General features: G+C 61.0%; 19 protein-coding genes. 9 read left to right on the top strand and 10 right to left on the bottom strand.

Annotated elements, in window-relative coordinates; all coding sequences use genetic code 11:
* Positions 1 to 57 precede the first annotated feature (57 nt).
* The 3 genes from AC1D1Z_RS09040 (at position 58) to kdgD (ending at position 2,767) form a co-directional block, all read left to right on the top strand.
* Positions 58 to 768 carry a FadR/GntR family transcriptional regulator gene (locus tag AC1D1Z_RS09040; protein WP_018241956.1) on the top strand — a complete coding sequence of 237 codons (711 nt, stop codon included), beginning with the start codon at positions 58 to 60 and terminating at the stop codon, positions 766 to 768.
* Between the two features lie 65 nt (positions 769 to 833).
* On the top strand, positions 834 to 1,808 hold the full coding sequence (locus tag AC1D1Z_RS09035; protein ID WP_018445415.1) for a mannonate dehydratase: 975 nt from the start codon (positions 834 to 836) through the stop codon (positions 1,806 to 1,808).
* Positions 1,809 to 1,840: 32 nt separating this feature from the next.
* A complete protein-coding gene (gene kdgD / locus AC1D1Z_RS09030; RefSeq protein ID WP_018445416.1) occupies positions 1,841 to 2,767 on the top strand; it encodes a 5-dehydro-4-deoxyglucarate dehydratase in 927 nt (308 codons plus the stop codon).
* Positions 2,768 to 3,108: 341 nt separating this feature from the next.
* On the opposite strand, the gene AC1D1Z_RS09025 is transcribed toward kdgD, so the two are convergent.
* From AC1D1Z_RS09025 to AC1D1Z_RS09010, 4 genes are all read right to left on the bottom strand, one after another.
* Complete coding sequence (locus AC1D1Z_RS09025; RefSeq protein ID WP_128402429.1) at positions 3,109 to 4,182, bottom strand: ABC transporter ATP-binding protein; 1,074 nt, start codon at positions 4,180 to 4,182, stop codon at positions 3,109 to 3,111.
* A gap of 24 nt (positions 4,183 to 4,206) precedes the next feature.
* Complete coding sequence (locus tag AC1D1Z_RS09020; RefSeq protein WP_477850226.1) at positions 4,207 to 5,055, bottom strand: carbohydrate ABC transporter permease; 849 nt, start codon at positions 5,053 to 5,055, stop codon at positions 4,207 to 4,209.
* Positions 5,048 to 5,986 (bottom strand): carbohydrate ABC transporter permease, encoded by a 939-nt coding sequence (locus AC1D1Z_RS09015; RefSeq protein ID WP_003559249.1) that lies wholly within the window; start codon positions 5,984 to 5,986, stop codon positions 5,048 to 5,050. The genes AC1D1Z_RS09020 and AC1D1Z_RS09015 overlap by 8 nt, the downstream gene beginning before the upstream one ends.
* 84 nt (positions 5,987 to 6,070) lie before the next feature.
* Positions 6,071 to 7,375 carry an ABC transporter substrate-binding protein gene (locus tag AC1D1Z_RS09010; RefSeq protein ID WP_128402430.1) on the bottom strand — a complete coding sequence of 435 codons (1,305 nt, stop codon included), beginning with the start codon at positions 7,373 to 7,375 and terminating at the stop codon, positions 6,071 to 6,073.
* Between the two features lie 201 nt (positions 7,376 to 7,576).
* On the opposite strand from AC1D1Z_RS09010, the gene AC1D1Z_RS09005 reads away from it, so the two are divergent.
* From AC1D1Z_RS09005 to AC1D1Z_RS08995, 3 genes are read left to right on the top strand one after another with little or no spacing between them, the layout of a single operon-like run.
* Positions 7,577 to 8,776 (top strand): ROK family protein, encoded by a 1,200-nt coding sequence (locus AC1D1Z_RS09005; RefSeq protein ID WP_477850223.1) that lies wholly within the window; start codon positions 7,577 to 7,579, stop codon positions 8,774 to 8,776.
* A 45-nt stretch (positions 8,777 to 8,821) separates the two neighbouring features.
* Positions 8,822 to 9,922, top strand: a complete 1,101-nt coding sequence (locus AC1D1Z_RS09000) for a Gfo/Idh/MocA family protein (RefSeq protein ID WP_128402432.1) — start codon at positions 8,822 to 8,824, stop codon at positions 9,920 to 9,922.
* A gap of 18 nt (positions 9,923 to 9,940) precedes the next feature.
* A complete protein-coding gene (locus AC1D1Z_RS08995; protein WP_003539493.1) occupies positions 9,941 to 10,582 on the top strand; it encodes a ThuA domain-containing protein in 642 nt (213 codons plus the stop codon).
* Positions 10,583 to 11,012: 430 nt separating this feature from the next.
* Here the strand turns inward: AC1D1Z_RS08995 and AC1D1Z_RS08990 are convergent, their stop codons facing one another.
* Positions 11,013 to 11,489 (bottom strand): DUF2938 domain-containing protein, encoded by a 477-nt coding sequence (locus AC1D1Z_RS08990; RefSeq protein ID WP_018241946.1) that lies wholly within the window; start codon positions 11,487 to 11,489, stop codon positions 11,013 to 11,015.
* A 466-nt stretch (positions 11,490 to 11,955) separates the two neighbouring features.
* The gene (locus tag AC1D1Z_RS08985) at positions 11,956 to 12,480 is read right to left on the bottom strand and encodes a MarR family winged helix-turn-helix transcriptional regulator (protein WP_477850220.1); all 525 of its coding nucleotides are present in this window, start codon (positions 12,478 to 12,480) and stop codon (positions 11,956 to 11,958) included.
* 44 nt (positions 12,481 to 12,524) lie between these two features.
* On the opposite strand from AC1D1Z_RS08985, the gene AC1D1Z_RS08980 reads away from it, so the two are divergent.
* A complete protein-coding gene (locus tag AC1D1Z_RS08980; RefSeq protein WP_477850218.1) occupies positions 12,525 to 14,021 on the top strand; it encodes an FAD-dependent oxidoreductase in 1,497 nt (498 codons plus the stop codon).
* 286 nt (positions 14,022 to 14,307) lie between these two features.
* On the opposite strand, the gene AC1D1Z_RS08975 is transcribed toward AC1D1Z_RS08980, so the two are convergent.
* The 3 genes from AC1D1Z_RS08975 to AC1D1Z_RS08965 form a co-directional block, all read right to left on the bottom strand.
* Positions 14,308 to 14,574, bottom strand: coding sequence for a hypothetical protein (locus tag AC1D1Z_RS08975; RefSeq protein WP_018445427.1), 267 nt, complete (start codon positions 14,572 to 14,574; stop codon positions 14,308 to 14,310).
* Positions 14,574 to 14,744, bottom strand: coding sequence for a hypothetical protein (locus AC1D1Z_RS08970; RefSeq protein WP_162039352.1), 171 nt, complete (start codon positions 14,742 to 14,744; stop codon positions 14,574 to 14,576). Before AC1D1Z_RS08970 ends, AC1D1Z_RS08975 begins: the two co-directional genes overlap by 1 nt.
* Before the next feature lie 124 nt (positions 14,745 to 14,868).
* A complete protein-coding gene (locus AC1D1Z_RS08965) occupies positions 14,869 to 15,126 on the bottom strand; it encodes a DUF982 domain-containing protein (protein WP_477850265.1) in 258 nt (85 codons plus the stop codon).
* Positions 15,127 to 15,564: 438 nt separating this feature from the next.
* Between AC1D1Z_RS08965 and AC1D1Z_RS08960 the strand changes: the two genes are divergently transcribed.
* Together AC1D1Z_RS08960 and AC1D1Z_RS08955 are read left to right on the top strand one after the other, a co-directional pair.
* Positions 15,565 to 16,392: a nickel-binding protein gene (locus AC1D1Z_RS08960; protein WP_018241942.1), complete on the top strand. Its 828-nt coding sequence runs from the start codon at positions 15,565 to 15,567 to the stop codon at positions 16,390 to 16,392.
* A 302-nt stretch (positions 16,393 to 16,694) separates the two neighbouring features.
* Positions 16,695 to 17,357 carry a glutathione S-transferase family protein gene (locus AC1D1Z_RS08955; RefSeq protein WP_477850263.1) on the top strand — a complete coding sequence of 221 codons (663 nt, stop codon included), beginning with the start codon at positions 16,695 to 16,697 and terminating at the stop codon, positions 17,355 to 17,357.
* Positions 17,358 to 17,638: 281 nt separating this feature from the next.
* Here AC1D1Z_RS08955 and AC1D1Z_RS08950 read toward each other — a convergent pair whose 3' ends face one another.
* Positions 17,639 to 17,929 (bottom strand): DUF982 domain-containing protein, encoded by a 291-nt coding sequence (locus AC1D1Z_RS08950; RefSeq protein WP_427148071.1) that lies wholly within the window; start codon positions 17,927 to 17,929, stop codon positions 17,639 to 17,641.
* Positions 17,930 to 18,036 lie beyond the last annotated feature (107 nt).

The following is an 18,036-nucleotide window of genomic DNA, read 5'->3' as shown; positions in this document are numbered from 1 at the left end:
TATGATTTGCAAGACCCGAGCGGGAGACTTGATGCAAAGGGATTGGGGGAACGGACAATGACAACATTCGGCGGTGGCCGGCAAAGACTGGCGCAACAGGTCATCGATCAGCTGCGGGCGCAAATCGAGACGGGGACGCTGCGTGTCGGCGATCAACTGCCGACCGAGCCGCAGCTTGAAGCGACATTCGGCGTCAGCCGCACCGTGGTGCGCGAGGCGATAGCCGATCTAAGGTCGGCAGGCTTCGTCAAGCCGATCCAGGGCAAAGGCGTTTTTGTCGCGGATCCGAAGGCGCATTCGGTCCTGCCGCTGACGCCGGTGGAAATCAAAAGCATTCCGGAAACCTTGGAGTTGCTGGAGTTTCGTATGGCGGCCGAGGGTGAAGCGGCGGCAATTGCCGCCTATCGCCGCACCGCCGAGCAGGAGGCGGCAATCCGGGAGGCCAACCGCAGAATGGCGCACCTGATCGAAACCGGACAGCAAACCGTGGAAGCGGATTACGCCTTCCACATGGCAATTGCCGCCGCCACGAACAACCGATTCTATGTCGATGTCCTGCGCCATTTCGGCCCCAGAGCCATCCCCCGCGGCCAGTTTCCGACACTCCCCGAGGCCAATGACCGCAGCTATCTTCAGAAGGTTTATGCCGAACATGTCGAAATCCTGTCGGCAATCGCCGATCAGGATCCCGAACGCGCCCGCCAGGCAATGCGCGCACATATGCTGGCCAGCCAACGCCGCTACCGCATGCTCGCCGAGCAGCAATAGGGCTCGACACTCTTCAAAATTCATATTATGTCATATGACATTGTGTAATTTCGAAAGAGACTCAAATGTATCTGGGAACACAGGTCGCCGCGCGGGATGACGACGATTATCGTATCTTCGCGCAACTGGGTGTGAAGCATATCAATGCCGACCCGCCCGGAAAGCCGAGCAGCTGGACGCTGTCCGACCTCGAGCGCCATCGCGACAAGGTCGAAAGCTTCGGCCTGATCCTCGACATGATTCAATTGCCGCTGCCCTCGCAGCCGATCGAGAAGGCTTCCTATCCCGATATCCTGCTTGCCGGCCCCGAGCGCGACAGACAGATCGACGCCGTCTGCAAGCTGATCGAGAATGTTGCGGCGGCCGGCATTCCTTCGGTGAAGTACAATCTCAACCTGATCGGCATTCCCCGCACGCCGGATGAGCCGGGACGCGGCGGGTCGCTGAATGCCAGCTTCCGCTGGGACAAGACGGATCAGCAGGCCGAGCCCGGTCTTGCCGGCGTGCTTTCCGAGGACGAAAACTGGGAACGGATCGACTATTTCCTGGAACGCGTCGTTCCTGTCGCTGCAAGCAACCGCGTCCGGCTCGCCTGCCATCCGCACGATCCCTATACGCCGCCGGGCTATCGCGGCGTCACGCGGGTGCTGGGCACGGTAGAAGGCCTGAAGAAGTTCGTGCTGATGCGCGAAAACCCCTATCACGGCCTCAATTTCTGCCAGGGCTCGATCGGCGAAATGCTCGAAAATCCCGGCAAGGAGATCGACGATGTCATCCGCTGGTTCGGCCAGCGCGGCAAGATCTTCAATGTTCACTTCCGCAACATTCGCGGCGGCAAGCTGTCCTTCATGGAGACCTTCCCTGAAGAAGGCGACATGGACATGGTCCGTTCGGCCAGGATCTACAAGGAGGTGGGCTTCAAATACATGCTGATGCCCGACCATGTACCGACCGTCAGCGGCAAGGACCCAACCGCCACCGCATTTGCCTTCTGCTACGGCTATATCGCAGCACTTCTGCAAGTGCTCGACAGCGAGTGACCCGGTTTTCAACACCTAAGAAATAGGACTTCATGATGAACCCGATTGAATTGAAGAAGGCCGTCGGTAGTGGTCTCCTGTCGTTTCCGGTGACCCATTTCGACGATCAACTCAAATTTGACGAAGCCAAGTACCGCCGTCATGTCGAGTGGCTTTCCGGTTACGACGCCGCTGCACTGTTTGCCGCCGGCGGCACCGGGGAGTTCTTCTCCCTCAATCCGGCCGAGATTCCGCAGGTTGTCCGGGCGGCCAAGGCGTCGGCCGGCAAGACGCCGATCATTTCGGGAACCGGCTATGGTACGTCACTCGCCATCGAGATCGCCGTCGCGGCCGAGAAAGCCGGCGCCGACGGATTGCTGCTGTTGCCCCCCTATCTGATGTTTGCCGAACAGGCGGGTCTCATCGCCCATGTCAAGGCGGTCTGCCAATCGGTCGGCATCGGCGTCATCGTCTATAACCGCGACAACGCCATTCTTTCGGCCGACAGCATCGCGCGCCTGGCGGAGGAATGCCCGAACCTGATCGGCTTCAAGGACGGCGTCGGCGATGTCGACAAGGTGATCGAGATTACCACCCTGCTTGGTGACCGTCTCGTCTATGTCGGCGGCATGCCGACCCATGAGGTTTATGCGCAGGCCTATTTTGCCGCAGGCGTGACGACCTATTCATCGGCCGTTTTCAACTTCGTCCCCGCCCTCGCCCAGCGCTTTTACGGTGCCTTGCGGACCGGTGATCAGGCGACCGTCGACGAGATCCTGAAGGGCTTCTTCTTCCCCTTCGTCGCCTTGCGCAATCGCAAGAAGGGATACGCGGTCTCGATCATCAAGGCCGGCCTTCGCGTCCTCGGGCAGAACCCCGGCCCCGTGCGCCCGCCTCTGACGGATCTTACCCAGGAAGAGCTCGCGCTGCTGGAAAAGATCGTCCAGGCCAACGGCGTCACACGGATCGCGGCGGAGTAGTAAATCCAATGTTAGACGGCAGGGGTGACTGCCGTCTTCAGACGACCCCGGACCTCCACATGCGGAGAGGAGCATGCCGAGACCTCTCGACTCCCTCTTCTCCCCTCGGGGAGAAGGTGCCCGTAGGGCGGATGAGGGGGTCGGCGACGCCGGTCTTTCCAACAACGCGCAATGCACCGGCGGCGGAMTGGAGGGAKAGGTTATGCTGAAAGGGGGTGCCGTGCAGCCCCCTCATCCGCCTGCCGGCACCTTCTCCCCGAGGGGAGAAGAGGATATGCCGCACCCTCCCCGGTTCCCGTTCGTCGCCGCAAATCGGACAGCCGTGGGACAAACCGCCCCGGCTACAGCGCCACACCGGTGCCGCGGTCGAAGACGTGCACCTGATCACTGGTAATACTCGCCTCGAACACGGCGCCGTAGCGGGCGGGATATTCGCCGTCGACGATGGCGGTCACCTGCTGTCCGGCAAGGTCGAAGACCACGTGGGTCTGGGCGCCTGTCGGTTCCACCAGCATCGTCCGGCCGGCGAGCGGCGTGCCGGCGGCGACACCGGGAACGAGATGTTCGGGACGCAGGCCGATGGTGATGGCCTGGCCGGCCTTGACCTTGCGGTCCGGCGCGATGCGGATCGCCGTGCCGTCGCTGAGACGAGCAGCAGGCCCACCATTTTCTCCGTCGACCGTGCCTTCGAGCATGTTCATTGCCGGCGATCCTATGAAGGCGGCGACGAAGAGATTGGCGGGCTTCCTGTAGAGTTCGAGCGGCGTGCCCTGCTGTTCCACCCTGCCCTGATTGAGAACGACGATGCGGTCGGCAAGCGTCATCGCTTCGATCTGGTCATGGGTGACATAGATCGAGGTCGTCCTGACCTTCTGGTGCAGCGTCTTGATTTCCGAGCGCATCTGCACGCGCAGCTTGGCATCGAGGTTGGACAGTGGCTCGTCGAACAGGAAGACGGCGGGATTGCGCACGACGGCACGGCCCATGGCGACGCGCTGGCGCTGGCCACCGGAAAGCTGGGCCGGCTTGCGGTCGAGGAGTTCGGCGAGATCCAGCATGCGGGCGGCCTCGGCCACCCGGGCCTCGATCTGGGGTTTAGCAACGCCGGCGAGCTTCAGATTGAAGCCCATGTTTTCAGCAACCGTCATGTGCGGATAGAGCGCGTAGGATTGGAAGACCATGGCGATGTTGCGTTCGCGCGGCGTCATAGCGTTGACGACCTTGCCGCCGATGGCGATGTCGCCATCAGTAATCTCCTCGAGGCCGGCGATCATCCGCAGCAGCGTCGATTTTCCGCAACCGGACGGGCCGACGAGCGCGACGAATTCTCCGTCCTCAATACCAAGCGAGATGCCGTGGATGACGTCGACGGCGCCATAGGTCTTGCTGATATCGGTGAGTTCAACGGATGCCATGATTGCACCTCCAATGGTTCGGGCTCAGGACTTCACGGCGCCGGCGGTCAGACCGGCGATGATGTGTCTCTGGGCGACGAAAAAGACGATGATGGTGGGAAGGATGGTCAGCGTGATGAAGGCCAGCACCAGCTGCCACTCCGTGCCGTACTCGCCGCGATAGACCATGATGCCGAGCGGCCAGGGATATTTCGATTCCGAGTTCAGCATGATCAGCGGCAGGATGTAGCTGTTCCAGCTGCCGACGAAGGAAATGATGCTGACGGTGGCGACGATCGGCCGGGAAAGCGGCAGCGAGATATGCCAGAAGAAGCGGAGATAACCGCAACCGTCGACGAAAGCCGCCTGAAACAATTCTTCCGGAAGGTTGCGGAAATAGTTTCGAAACAGCAGGATGCTCATGCCAAGGCCGAAGGCCACCTGCGGCAGCACCACGCCCCAATAGGTATCGAGCAGGCCGAGATCGCGGATGCGGATGAAGAGCGGCAGGATCGCGGTTGCCGCCGGAAACATCRGGCCGAGCAGGAAATAATTGAGCAGGAACGACGATCCGAAGAACCGGACATGGGCAAAGGCGAAAGCCGCCATCGACGAGACGATCAGCGTCAGGAGGACGGTAAGCGACGCGATCACAAGCGAATTGCCGATCTGCAGCCAGTAGCGTTCACCGAAAAGAATGTCGGTATAGTTTGCCCATTGCCACTCTGTCGGCAGGCCGAAGGGATTGGTGCGCAGGTCACCCAGCGTCTTGAAGCCGCCGAGCGCCGTCGTCAGCAACGGCACGAGCACGATTGCGGCAATCAGGCTCAGCGACACGTAGAGATAGACGCGTGTGGACGTGCTCATGCGGATGGAAGAGCTCATATCAGTCATGGCGCATGAATATCCTTTTGTAACCGAAGGCGAGCGTCACGCAGATGATGAAGAGCACGACGCCGACGGCGCTGCCGAGGCCGACCTGCATGCGCATGACGCCGTAGGTGTAGAGGAAGGTGACCATCGTCTGCGTGGAGTTGGACGGCCCGCCGCCCGTCAGCGGCATGATCATGTCGAAGAGCTGCAGCGAGCCGACGACGGCAAAGAAGATGGAAAGACGCAAGGTCGAGCCGAGCAGCGGCAACGTGACGTAACGGAACTTCTGCCAGCCCGTGGCGCCGTCGATTTCGGCGGCCTCCAGCACGCTCTTGTCGACGGATTGCAGGCCGGCGATGAACAGCATCATGTGGAAGCCGAAATATTTCCAGACGATGACGCCAAGCACGGCATAGATCGCCACATCCTTGTCGGCGAGCACATAGGGGTTGGCGAAGCCGAAGAAGTTGGAAACGGCGGCAAACAGGCCATAGTCGCCATCATAGACGAAGCGCCAGATAAGACCCGCGGCAACGTCCGCCAGCACATAGGGCAGGAAGAAGATCAGGCGGTAGCCGACGACACCCGGAATGCGGTGCGCCAGCATGGTGGCGAGCCAGATGGCGAGCGGCACCTGGATGCAGATCGAGATCACGATGATCAGGCCGTTATTGACCAGCGCCTGGGTGAAAGCCGCATTTCGAAACAGAACCTGGAAATTGCGCAGCGCGATGAACTCAGTCGGCGTGCCGTAGCCGTTCCACTTGTAGAGGCTGTACCAGGCCGCCTCGCCCATCGGCATGATGACGAAGAGCGTGAAAAGCAGCAGCGCCGGCGGCAGGAAGATCAACAGCACCGCCAGYCGGTCATGAGCGACCGAGCTCTTGCTGTTTGCGGCTCTTTTTGCCGGCCTGGCGGCAGTGGTTATCGATGGGACTGAAATATTGGCCATGGGTCCTGCTTTCGCATCTCGTCGGCAGCAAGGCTGGCGCTCCCGCTCTTCACTGGAGCGCCAGGATGGGTCTGCAGGCGCTGGTTATTGTTCCAGCTCGAAAGCGTCCTGGATCATCTGGGCGCCGTCCTTGGAATTCATCTGACCGGAGACGATTTCCACCGACACGTCGTTGACGACACGGCCGACCGCCGCACCGAGATCCTGGTCGAAATAGTTCTGATGCCAGGTCGAGGCGGCCAGCTGTTTTGCCGATTCGGCAAGCAGTGGGTTGGTGACGCCATCACCGGCGCCGACGGCAACGGGCAATAGCATGCCTGATTTGGCCATCGCCCGCTCATTGTCCGCATTCGTCAGGAAGGCGAGGAAATCGATCGCTTCCTTGGATGCCTTCTTGGTGACAGCCCAGCCATTCAGACCGCCAAGCGTATCGGTCGGCTTGCCGGCGCCGCCATCGACCGCCGGGAAGGCGAAACGGCCGATATTTTCGGGTGCGAGACCTTTGCCGTCGCCGGCATTCTTGCGCTGATTGGCCTCGGTATTTTCAAAGCCGAGGATGATCGCAGCCTTGCCGTCACCGAAAACGCCGAGCGCCTGCGGCCAGGTCGAGCCGAGATAGCCAGGCTGGAACGGTTCGAGCTTTCCGAGTTCGGCGAGGTCGTCGCCGGCCTTGATGATTGCGGGATCGAGGAAACCTTCGCCTTGGCCGGTCTTTGCCGCTTCGAAGACCTTCTGTCCGCCTTCGCGCATGACGAGATAGCTCCAGTAGAAGTGGATCGGCCATTTTTCACCGCCGCCGCCGGCGATCGGCACGATGCCGGCAGCCTTGATCTTCTTCACCGTATCGAGAAAATCAGCCCAGTTCTTGATGTCCTCGGCCTTGACGCCGGCCTTGGCAAACAGCTCCTTGTTGTAGAAAAAGCTGACCAGACCGACCTTATAGGGAATAGCCCAGGTCTTGCCGTCGAATGTCAGGCCGCTGACCGAAGCCGGGCTATAGGCGCCGCGCAGTTTGCCGCCATCGGCATCGAGGGCCGGCGTCACATCCTGGAGCGCGCCGGTCTCGGACTGCTGCTTCAAGACGCCGCCGCCCCAGCTGAAAAAGAAATCCGGCACGTCGTCGGACTGCAGCAATGTCGGAAGCTTGGCCTTGAAGGCCTCATTTTCGAGAAACTGCATCTGGATATCGACGTCAGGGTGCTGGGCTTCGTATTTCTTGACGATGTCTTCCCAGGCCGCGACATATTTCGGGTCGAGCTCGAGATGCAGCCACTTGACCACCGTCGTCGCCGAGGCAGCACCTGCTCCGGCCAGCAACATGCCGGCAGCCGCGGCCATGGATGCGATACGCCTGCCGCGAAGAGCGGCGCTCTTGAACCTAAAAGTCATGATTTTTCCTCCCAGGGGCTATCCTCACAATTTTTCCCCTATGCGGATTAATTCAACGGAGCTTTGACCCAATGTCAACCCAATGCCTCTATTTTTATCAAATGCGCTTGACAGGACCGCCGAATTGCCCGCTATTTATTTCGTAACCCGTTAAAAGTATTTGGGTTCCGCCCCAACGAAACGCTCGCCTGGCTAGTTCCCATGAAGACCGCAGATCCCGAATTAATGCGCGCGATCAATCGCTTGAACGTGCTCGATACCGTCCGGCGCCATGGTCCGATCTCGCGGATAGAGATCAGCGAGCGAACCGAACTTTCCACAACGACCGTTTCGGCCATCACCGCCTCGCTGCTCGACGACGGCCTCATCCTGCCGCGTCACGAAGGCGATATCCGCAATGAGGCCGTGCGCGGACGGCCGCGGGTGATGCTGGAGCTCAATCCCGATGCCGCCCGCGTGGTGGGCGCCAAGATCGCCGCCAACAGGATGGTCTTCGTCGTCACCAATTTCCGCGGCGACGTGCTGTCGAAGCTCGCCTTGCCGATTCGCATCGACCGGCAGCCGATCGGCGTCATCGCCGATCTGGTCGAGGATGGGGTCAGGCGCTGCGTCCTCGATGCCGGGCTTTCGCTGGAGGATGTCGACAGCGTCTGCCTCGGCTTTCCAGGCGTCATCGAGCACCGCACCGGCTACATAAGAAGCAGCCCGATCTTTCGCGACACCAATGTCGATTTCGCCGCGGAAATGTCGACGCGGCTGGCGACGCCGACCATTGTCGAAAGCGACGCCCACGCCATCACGCTTGGCCATCATTGGTTCGGAAAGGCCCGCGATCTCGAGGATATGGTGCTGATTTCGCTCGAACAGACGCTGGGTCTCGGGGTCCTGCACGGCAACAGCCTGTTTCGCGGCGCCGGCGGCCTCAGCCACAATCTCGGCGACCTCGTGCTCGGCATGGGACCGAATGGCGTCGTCCGGCTGTTCAGCCAGGCCGGCGAAAGCGCGATCCTCGGCGAACAGCAGGCCGACGGGCGTTTTGCCGAAGCGATCCGTCTCGGCCGCGGCATGAACCATGCCCAGGCACTGATCAAGGCCGATGACGACCGGCTGATCAGTGCCGCCATCCGCGCCGGCGAAGCGGTCGGATTGACCATTGCCAACATCGTCACGCTGTTTGCGCCGCCGCGGGTCATTCTTGTGGGGTCGAGCCTAGCGCTCGGCGAACCCTTTCTCAACAGCCTGCGCGATGCTTATTCGCTCGCCATTCCACCGTCGCTGCGCGGCGTGAGCGAACTCGTCTTCGACGATTCGACCGATGATTTCTGGGCGCAGGGTGCCGCTGCGGTGGCGCTTTACGAACTCTACGAATCGCCCTGGAGCACGACGGGGCCGGCGCTCTGACGGGCGCCACAATCAACATCAATGGCACGATCAATGGAGGAATTCATGGACAAGGTCGGTATCGGCATCATCGGATGCGGCAATATTTCGGGCGCCTATCTCACGGCGATGGCATCCTTTCCCATTCTCGACATCCGCGGCGTCGCCGATCTCAACCGGGAGCTGGCGGAAGCAAAGGCGGCGGAGTTTAATGTTCCCGTCAAGACCGTCGAGGAGCTTTTCGCCGATCCCAAGGTCGAGATCATCGTCAATCTGACGATCCCGAAGGCCCATGTTGCCGTGGCGTTGCAGGCGCTTGAGGCCGGCAAGCATACCTATTCAGAAAAGCCGCTCGGGATTAATTTCGAGGAAGGGAAAAAATTGGCGGAAGCCGCCAAAACGAGGAATCTTCGCATCGGCGCTGCCCCCGACACCTTCCTCGGCGGCGGCCACCAGACGGCCCGCACCCTGATCGACAAGGGCGTCATCGGCCAACCGGTCGGCGGCTCGGCAACCTTCATGTGCCCGGGCCATGAGCGCTGGCATCCGAACCCGACCTTCTTTTACGAAGTCGGTGGCGGGCCGATGCTCGATATGGGTCCCTATTACATCACCGATCTCGTCAATCTTCTCGGACCTGTTTCACAAGTTGCGGGTTTTGCGACGACGCCGCGATCGGAACGGCTGATCACCAGCGAACCGCGCAATGGCGAGCGTATTCCCGTGCACGTGCCGACCCATGTCACCGGCATGATGGCCTTTGCCAATGGCGCCGTCGTCCAGATCGCCATGAGCTTCGATGTCGCCGGCCACAGGCATGTGCCGCTGGAAATCTACGGAACCGAGGGCACGCTGATCGTTCCCGATCCGAACAAGTTCGCCGGCCCCGTGGAATATCTGAAGAAGGGCGGTCCGTTCGAGGACCAGCCGGTCACAGCACCCTATGCCGACGGCAATTATCGCTCGCTCGGCGTCGCCGACATGGCGCATGCGATCCGCTCCAACCGGCCGCACCGCGCCAATGGCGATCTGGCGCTGCATGTGCTCGAGGTCATGGAAGCGTTCCACACCGCTGCCGCGACCGGCCGAACGGTCACGATCACCACGGCAACGGAGCGCCCTGCCCCCTTGTCCGATTCCATCGTCGACGGACGGCTGGCGAAATAAGTTTCAGGAGGAAAGACTATGCGTGAAGCACTGATCGTCTGGGGCGGCTGGAGCGGGCATGAGCCGCAGGAGTGCGCCGAAATCATCAAGACCATGCTCGAGGAAGACGGCTTCAAGGTCTATCTCGAGCACGGCACCGAGGCGCTTGCCGACCCTTCCGTCCATGATCTTAGCCTCGTTGTGCCGATCATGACGATGTCGAAGATCGAAAAGGAGGAAGTCAAGAACCTCGCCACGGCGATCGAAAGCGGCGTCGGCATCGCCGGCTATCACGGCGGCGCGGGCGATGCCTTCCGCGACTCCGTCGATTACCAGTTCATCATCGGCGGCCAGTGGGTGGCTCACCCCGGCAACATCATCGACTATACCGTCAACATTACCCGGCCCGACGATCCCCTCATGGAGGGCATTGCCGATTTCCCCTATACGTCAGAGCAATATTACATGCATGTTGACCCCTCGAACGAGGTTCTGGCGACGACGAAGTTCACCGGCGAGCACGCCTACTGGATCGACGGCGTCGTCATGCCTGTCGTCTGGAAGCGGAAATACGGCAAGGGCCGCGTCTTCTATTCCTCGCTCGGCCATCAGGCCAAGGAGTTCGACGTTCCCCAAATGAAGACCATCTTCCGCCGCGGCGCCAACTGGGCGGCGCGGTAAGGCTGTCCGGTTCGTGGAGATGGCTGCCTCTCATCTAACCTTACCGGGGTCGAGCCACTCGTCTCGACCCTCCAGACCCTGTAAACGCGGCGAAGGACGTGCCTTGCGAGATGTGGCCAGGGACGGAGAGGTCGCGGCATAATCCCTTCTCCCCTCGGGGAGAAGGTGCCGGCAGGCGGATGAGGGGCCACACGGCAAGCATCTCACATAATTCACTTATCCCGCCACGCCGCCGGCAATGCCGAGATCCAGCGCGTCCTGACCCCGGTCGAGACGATACCGACACGGTCGAAGCTTGCATAGGCGATGTCGGAAAGACCGGCTTCGCCGGCCCCCTCATCCGCCCTACGGGCACCTTCTCCCCGCTGGGGAGGAGAGGGAATCGAGACGTTGCGGCATGTCCCCTCGCCGACCGAAACCGACCCCAGGATCAGCCAATGATCAGCGCCGTGCCATAAAGCCCCAGGGCAAAAACAGTGTGGGCGAGAAGGTTGAAGCACCGGACCTTGTTCGGGGTCGGGTGTTTGGAGGCGGCCCAGCCGATGCCGAGGCCCGGTTGCAGCAGGAACCACCCTGCCCCGACGGTGACGATGCCGAAGATCCAGGCGGGAAGAAATGTCGGGGCCGCCAGCCAGGCAGAGCCCATGATGATGGCAAAGATCACCCCATAGAGAAGGCCGACGGCGTAGTGGCTGATCCAGCCGAGCGCCAGTTCATGGGCATAGGGCTCAGCGTCGGCGATGCTGTCGTGAAAGACCTTGCCGCGGCGGAGATGCCAGAACCAGCGTCCCACAGGTGCCCAGTTGGGGGCCGCCTGACCGAACTGGGTGAGCAGGATCGCCCAGAGGTCCATGAGGATGGTTGCGCCGGCGCCGATCACCAGGCCGCGCCACAGAATATCGAACATTGGGAATCACCGGAAAGCGTTGCGATTGCAGGACGCTACAAAATCATCGCAGACGCGCCGGCGCAATGGCTGCGGTGAATTCACCCGCCACATTCCCGAGTGATTCAGAGGTTAGAGCCTTTCCTGGTCAGATTGCAGCATTCTGCCGGAGCAGGTTTTCGTCAGGATCAGAGGCGATTGGCGACGGGCATACCTCTTGGTACGTCCAAGCCGATCGCCTCTGATCCTGGCGGAAAGATGCCCGGCCCACCGGCCGCACTGCTTCACCATGCGAAGCAATAGGTGCGTCCGGCGATTCTAAAGTCTTGCAGATTTGCCAGGCAAATCTGCTGGAGGGTTGGCTGAAACGGGCCGGCTGATCGACCGGCCGGCTTGGCCGTAGAGCCGGGCTACGACGCGCGCCGGTCGGTCGACCATCCGGCTCCGTTTGAGCCAACAGAATGCTGCAATCTGACCAGGAAAGGCTCTAATCCGCCTGCGGTCCGCCCTCGCCCTCAGTTTCTCCCGCGCCATTGCCGATATCGCCGCTGATATCCTCCGCAAACTTCCGCATCAGCCGCACGAGTTCATTGAAGTCATGTTCCTTCCAGTTCTCGAAGATGGCGCGGCCCATCCGCTCGCGGGCGACGTCGATGCGATCGGTCATTGCCTTGCCCTTCGGGCTGATGACCGCCTCGCGCACGCGGCGATCGGCGGCATTTCCGCGGCGCTCCACCAGATCGAGGCTTTCGAGCTTGGCGACCTGACGGCTGACGGTGGTGTAGTCGCGGCCGGCGCGGTCGGCGAGCTCGACCACCCCGATGGGGCCGAGCCGCTCTATCGTGACGAGCAGCGGAAACAGGGCGCGATCGAGCGAAATGCCCGCCTCGCGGACCATCTGCTCGTCGCGCTGCGGGCGGTTCATGACGCTGACGATCTCGATCAAAGCTCCATGCAGTTCGCGCAGTTTTTCGCTGATATGTGTATTTTGCACACTCTTTGTTGACGTCATGCCGATTCTCCTATTATGTGCATAATACACATATGGAGAAACCAATGACAGAAAATTCCACAGTCGACGTGCTGATATCAGGCGCCGGTGCGGCCGGCCTGACGCTGGCGATCGAGCTGGCGCGGCGGGGCGTATCCTTCCGCCTGATCGAAAAATTGAACGACCCATTCCGCGGCTCCCGCGGCAAGGGTATTCAGCCGCGAAGCCAGGAGGTGTTCGAAGATCTCGGCATTCTCGACCGGATCGTCGCGCTCGGCGGCATCTATCCCCGGCAGCGGCAATATCGCGACGACGGCAACTTCAGCGAATCCGACGCCGTGGTGGGTGGGGAGCCGACACCGGCCGAGCCCTACCATCTTCCCCTGATGGTGCCGCAGTTCCTGACCGAAGGGGTGATGCGCGAGCGCCTGCTCGAGCTAGGGCACCGGCCCGAATTCGCCAGCGAACTCATCGGCTTCGAACAGGACGAGGCGGGCGTGACTGCGCAGCTTAAGGGCATATCCGGTGAAGAGACCATCCGCGTGCGCTGGCTCGTCGGCGCCGATGGCGGCCGCAGCTTCGTGCGCCATACATTGGATATCGGCTTTCCCGGCAAGACGCTCGGGGTGCGCGCCATCGTCGCCGATGTCATTCAGACGGGATTGGATCGCGACGTATGGCATCGCTTCGGCGATGGCGACATGCAGCGACAGATCGCGATTTGCCCGCTGGCGGGGACGGACCTGTTCCAGATCCAGGGACCCATCCCGCTCGAAGGCGAGGTCGACCTCTCCGCGGCAGGCTTGACCGCCCTGGTCAAGGAGCGCACCAGCCGCGACGACATCGAGGTCCAATCGGTCTCCTGGGCGTCGGCCTTCCACATGAACGCCCGGCTTGCCGATCGCTACCGGCTCGGCCGCGTGTTCCTGGTCGGCGATGCCGCCCATACGCATCCGCCGACCGGCGGACAGGGTCTGAATACCAGCGTTCAGGACGCCTATAATCTCGGATGGAAACTGGCGGCGGCTGCGGCAGGCGCCCCCGACGCGCTGCTCGACAGCTATGAGGAGGAGCGCCGCCCGGTCGCCGCCGCCATGCTTGGTCTGGCGACCAATCTTCTCGACGCCCTGAAGCGAGGCGAAATGCGGCGTGGTCGCGAGGTTCATCAACTCGATATCGGCTACCCCTCCTCCTCTTTTGCGCTGGAAAAGCCGGAACGACGCGGCGGCCTGCTTGCCGGCGACCGTGCCCCCGATGCGCCGCTCAGAGGTGTCGGCGGCCAGCCGACGCGGCTGTTCGAACTGTTCAAGGGCGCGCACTGGACGCTGCTGGGCTATGAAGTCGAGCAAGCCGCCATGCCACCGCGCCCAGGCCTGCACATCCACAGGATTGGCCGGCGCGGAGACGTCATCGACGAAGGCGGGCATTTCCATGATGCCTACGGTCTGGCATCGGGCGACTGGGTGCTCGTGCGTCCGGATGGCTATGTCGGCGCCATCATTGCCTCAGCTCACGCCGGGGCGCTGGAAGCCTATCTCGCAAATGTCGGCCTTGCTGCATAAGCGGCAACTCAAAACGCCACGGCGCTGTTGGCGCGTCTGAAAGACGGGCGCCGTAGCCAATCGCCACCACGAGTAGCGCGCTTTCGTTGTTAGCCGCCGCACAAGGCCCAAGAGAGCAGGCCAAAAGCCGGAGCCTCGAAGGACGAGGCGGGTGTTCGGCACCAGATGTGAGATGGCAGGAAGCAGCGCTGCGGCAGATCCTTCGAGGCTCCGCCCGATGGGCTACGCACCTCGCGATGAGGAGCATCGGAGGATGCCGTACCATAGACCAGGCGGCATCGATCTTTCAGAGGGCGTCCCGCTCGTATCGCGGCGCCCAGCCGCGGGCCATCCCGCGGCTCATCACGCTTTCCGCCAGCGCCAGTTGCTGGCGGAGATGTTTGCAGTCATCGAGCAGCGAGCGTATCGCCGCCTTGGCATTGTCGTCATGCCAGGCAAGCACCGCTTCGACTTCCCAGGCCTGATCGGGCCAGGTTTGATCGGGCCAGGCTTGATCGGCCCCAGCTTGTTCGGGGCGTGCCTGACCGGGTTCCAAGATCCTTGCCGGCCGCATCAGTTCAGCGCCAACGGCAATTGAACCGGACGCGGCAATGGCGGCAGCGGCCGGCTGAGTTCGACCTTTCTCTGCCAGGCGGCACGTCGCTGTTGATCTCGCTCGCGGGCTGCGCGGGACGCCTCGACAAGCGCAAGGGCGTTGGCGATCACCTGTTCCGTATGCGTCATGATCATCTCCAATGTTCCTGTTTTGTTCTAAGTTAGAACTTTGGCAGGAAAAGTCAAGCGCCGGGATGATCTGGCTGAGGATAGCATTGCCAGTCGGAGTCTGGCGTCGAAGCGCGGCCGATAGTCAGTCCGCCGCTTCTATGACCGCGATGCCGGCCTCCTGCGCAGCCCTGATGAAGGCCGCCCGCACGTGTTCCGGTGGGAGATCGCCGATAATCGCATCCAGGCACGACTTGAYGGCCTCGAAATACTCTTCGCCGTCATCTACCGGCCAGTCGCGCAAGAGCGTGCGCGCGGCGTCCCACACAGAGTTAATAACGGCATAATGGCCGAGCCCCATTGAGGCCAAGCCAACCGGTCGAAAATGTGCCGTCTGTCTCACTTTGCTACAGCTTTTCCCAATTTCGGTGGCGCTCATGGGTACGATGCAATTTGCGTGCCGTCGGCGGGCCGCGTCACCAGCCGAAGCACGGCCTTACGAGACTTGATTTTCGGCGAGGCTCGCAGTGTAGACGCTCCTCTTCGTCGCCTCCAGATCCCCTGCAGCCGGTGCTTTCGAGAACATGGAGCTTGAAGTGGAGTCCTGCGATCAGTCATTAAGCGACTGATTATGGTAAATATCGGGCTTCCCATCCCACGCCTGCTGATTAAAACTCAGTCTTTCCTTTTATACTCTATAAGGATTACAGCAACTCATATGCATTGCTGGACGCAAGAACCTTCATAACCATTCATGGATTGTGCCAAAGGTGGACGGAGTTTCATCCYGGTCGTACAATGCGATCTATCCTGCACGCGGCGGATCTCGGAGGAGCGCGCGATGCCTATCTTCATGGACCGGCACTTTCTTGAAGGAACGTCAGCGGCTGACGTTGCTCAGGCACATCGCATGGATCTCGACATTCAGGACAAGTACGGCGTCAAATTCCTGACCTATTGGTTCGATCAGCGGCGCGGGACCGCCTTCTGCCTCGTGGATGCGCCGGATGCGGAAACTGCGCAATGTGTGCATCGCGAGGCGCACGGCTTCGTCGCCGGCGAGATCGTCGAGGTCGCCCTGTCGGCGGTCGAGGCTTTTCTTGGCCGAATCCATGACCCTGAGCCGGCGCCCGGCCAATCCTCCGCTCAGGTGGATCCCGGCCACCGGGCAATCCTCTTTACCGATATCGTCGGATCGACAGCGATGACATCGCGCCTCGGCGACCGGATTGCGACCGAAATGGTCCGCGCCCATGACTCTATCGTGCGCCGATGCCTCAGCCAGAATTCAGGCCGGGAGGTTAAACACACCGGCGACGGCATCATGGCGGCCTTCGCCGCGACAACGGCAGCCGTCGAATGCGCCATGGCGATCCAGCGGGAATTCGAGCGTTACAACGGCGGAAACACCGAGCCAATCCATATCCGCATCGGACTGGATTGCGGCGAGCCGGTCGAGGACAGCAACGACCTGTTCGGCTCGACGGTGCAACTTGCCGCACGACTATGCGCGGCAGCCTCCAGCGACCAGATCCTCGTCTCGGAGAATATTTTTCGGGAATACGGCGCCGCCGATCTCTTCGCTCACGCAACGCGCCGACGGTTCAAGGGGTTTTCGAAGCCCATGCTGGTGTTCCGATGCGAGTGGGCGGATGCCGGCGTAAATTAAGATCGGCTGAGATCCGACACCCGCATGGCGAGTTGGCTCCAGGCAGGGCTTGCTGCGGCGTTTTTGTGGCCAAGAAATAGGCGATCATCAAAGCATGGCGCGCAAACTGTGCCGCGGTTTTGCGACAACGACCTGCGGCCTTGCGGAATTGGCCACCGCGCTCACGACCTTTGATCGGAAGCGGCATTGGCGATTTGCACCCGGCAATCAAAATAGTTCAAGACCGATGTCGGCTTCCGGCAGGCTCATGCGTCGTCACGATAGGAAGCCAAAGAAATTCGCCCAAGCAAGGAAACGATGCGATGACAATCACGATCACAGCATTTGAACGATCGCCCGATGGCGGCAAGGGACTGGCGCGCGATACGCGCGTTCGCTGGGCGCTCGAAGAAGTGGGGCAGCCTTATGAGGTTCGCCTTCTTTCCTTCGCGGAGATGAAGACGCCTGACCATCTGGCCATCCATCCCTTCGGCCAGATCCCCACCTATGAGGAAGGTTCTCTCTCGCTGTTCGAGACCGGCTCGATCGTCTTTCATCTTGCTGAGCAGTATGCGGGCCTGCTGCCCAGGGATCGCGATGCCAGAGCGCGCGCGATCACCTGGATGTTTGCCGCACTTAACACCGTCGAGCCGCCGATCCTCGAATTGACGACGGCAAGAATATTCGAAGCTGACAAGCCTTGGAGCGAGGAGCGCTTGCCGTTGGTCAAGGACCGTGTCCGCGCTCGGCTGGACAGGCTCTCGGCTTACTTAGACGGCGCCGACTGGCTCGACGATGCGTTCAGCGCGGGTGATCTGTTGATGGTTTCAGTGCTGCTGCGACTAAGAATGTCAGGCATTTTGGACGAATATCAAAACCTGGCTGCCTATGTCGCGCGCGGGGAATCTCGGCCCGCTTATGCCAGGGCTTTCGCCGCGCAATTTGCGATCAACGCCCCATCGTCCAGCTCAATCATGAGCTCATAAAGCCGAGCCGAAAGCGGGTTCAAAAACAGGATGCCGCCGAGCATTTGACCAATGCTCGGCGGCATCCCGCTCACCCCCGCTTAACTTCGCCGTGATCAAACGGCCGCGAGGCCACCCCCACGCTATGGTCCAACTCACCTCAATCCGCCTATGGCTGCGCGCTTATGCGTCGACGACCTAAAGCACGTCGCGATCTTTCAGATTCGCTCCTCGCGCTTTAGCTATTTGTTTTTACGCTTGTCGTTATCGCAAAACCGCTGCTCACTTTTGCGCGACATGCTCTAAGCATTGCCCATATGTTCGTTCATCAGCCGCTCGAATTTGGGGCCGCTCTCGACCTTCGCCAACACGCCCGACATTTTCAGGAAACGCCGGAAATTCTCGCGTGCAGCGCTCAGCGGGAAACGCCCGTTGGCCGTATCTCTGCACGCCTTCAACAGCGTGTCATATGCCAAACCCCGTTTGTCCTCCGGCCACCCGTCCAGAACATCGAAGATTTCATCGAGGCACGTGACCTCATCGATGAAATGTTGGCGATGAAGCAGAATCGGATCAAACCGAGTTGACGACATAGTATCCTCCCATTTATATTACTTTTTTATGCTGTAATTTTACTGAAAAACCGTGACTTATTCAAGTCAAAATCGTGTCCATTTGGCTATTAACGCCGTGCAACTAC

The sequence above is a fragment of the Rhizobium sp. P1_E1 genome (assembly GCF_056406015.1).
Note: the sequence above shows the minus strand (reverse complement) of the source record. Positions and strands in the feature narration are given on the sequence as shown.